General features: G+C 44.0%; 2 protein-coding genes. Both read left to right on the plus strand.

What is annotated here, in order from left to right:
* Positions 1–763: 763 nt before the first annotated feature.
* Positions 764–1,012, plus strand: a complete 249-nt coding sequence (locus tag C5O24_RS13045) for a helix-turn-helix transcriptional regulator (protein ID WP_107037108.1) — start codon at positions 764–766, stop codon at positions 1,010–1,012.
* A gap of 24 nt (positions 1,013–1,036) precedes the next feature.
* Positions 1,037–1,774 (plus strand): AlbA family DNA-binding domain-containing protein, encoded by a 738-nt coding sequence (locus C5O24_RS13050; protein WP_107037109.1) that lies wholly within the window; start codon positions 1,037–1,039, stop codon positions 1,772–1,774.
* The last annotated feature ends 108 nt before the right edge of the window (positions 1,775–1,882 follow it).

Below are 1,882 nucleotides of genomic sequence, written 5' to 3' on the forward strand. Positions count from 1 at the left end.
CCAGAGGGGGTGAGCACCGTGACACTCCATGTTCTCAGATGTACGTTAATTCCAATAGAGATATTTTGTCCGCTGAAATCTTTTTTGTTACTTTGTACCATAGACGTATCGGTTTTGCTGTTAATGTATTTTGCTTTTACAAATTTACATGCAATTGCCCTTACGTCTATCTTTTCTCCTCACTCCTCTCGGGGGAAAGCCTTAGCGGCAAGGGGGCAGACAGCCCCCGTTGAGCGCCCCGTCAGCTAATCTGATGCAAACATAGTGACTGTCTTGTGGAAGTTCGGGAAGCGGCTGATACCTATTCGCTTGCCATCTTCAATGGTCAGTCGTTTTACTCGCATAGTCCCTTATTGAGTTAAGTTCAAGTTCTTTTCCCTTTTTGTGAAGCTCTTTGAGCTTCTTCGGCAGGGCTGGCCGTTTTTTGTGCAAGCCTACAACTGCGTCCAAGAGGGAACATAAGACAAGTGTGGAGTCAGCGGCAAGACCGGGATACCCAAATTTTGGAGGCACGAAAAAATTTGAAACCGAATGCTCGGTTTCGAGCTGAAGGTTGTGGAGGTTCACGGTCGCGGACGCAGACGGAAAGCGCAGCGTCACTTGACGTTGCTCCCGGGCGCAGTAATTTCGCACAGAAAAACGCCTCCCTGCCGGAAGAGCAAATCGAATCAACCGGAGAAAATGAGAGTTCTTTGGATGAATTGTGTCCAAAGATTGTATACTTTGCGAAATAATTAGTAAATTTGCGTTATATTCAACAAGAATGACTATGGAAGAAGATTTGAACAGACTTAAAATAGTTCTTGCAGAGCATAAGAAGACTAATAAATGGCTTGCCGACCAGTTGAAAAAAGACCCGGCTACCGTTTCAAAATGGTGTACCAACAATACCCAGCCCTCACTGGAGACACTTAGGGATATCGCTGATCTTCTTGAAATAGACATCAAAGAACTTATCAATTCCACCAGAATCTCAACACCCGAGGTGATGTATGTGAAAATCAAAGGGTAACTCCATTGAAATATAATATCAATTATGAAAATTACCGCTGAATATATCAAGGAGCTTGTCAATCATGGAGAGCATTCCTCGGTTGAAATGAAGAAGTGTAAGAAGTCTGTGCCGGATTCTGTATGGGAGACTTATTCAGCTTTCGCCAATACCCGTGGCGGTGTAATCTTGTTAGGCGTTTACGAAAACAAGGAGAAGCCTCTTGCCGAAAGATTTGAGATTACCGGAGTGATGGATTCAAATAAGGTCGTTACCGATTTCTTCAACCAGTTGTATAATCCGCAGAAGGTAAACCGTAGCGTGCTTGTCGACAGCGATGTCCGGATTGTGAATGTTGATGGAATGGATGTAATCTACATAAATGTTCCTGAGGCCGACTATCGTCAAAAGCCAATATACATCAATCAGAAGTTGGAACAAGGCACCTATAAGAGAGGCCACGAGGGAGACCGACAAGTGACCAAAGAGGAACTTGCTCTCTTGCTTCGTGACAGTTCAGACAATACTGACTCTCAGATAATAGAGCATTACGGCATGGAGGATATTGATGCAGAGACTCTTGAAAAGTATCGCCGGTCATTCAATATCCTGAATCCGGGACATACTTACGAAGAACTCAACGACCGAGACTTCCTGATTCAAATGGGTGGCTATGACATAAACCGTCAGAAAGGTATTGAGGGAATAACCATGGCCGGACTTTTGATGTTTGGCAAAGGGATTCATATCCACAAGAACTTTCCTAACGCGAGTTCGGGATAAGAACTTAATGATTTTCAACCAATCAAAAGACATAGAGTATTGGGCGGCCTTTCAAGGTCGCCTGATTTATTTGTACCGTTTGGTGTTGTTAATCCCAGAGGACAAGCT

The organism is Paramuribaculum intestinale, assembly GCF_003024925.1.
Taxonomy (GTDB): Bacteria; Bacteroidota; Bacteroidia; order Bacteroidales; family Muribaculaceae; genus Paramuribaculum; species Paramuribaculum intestinale.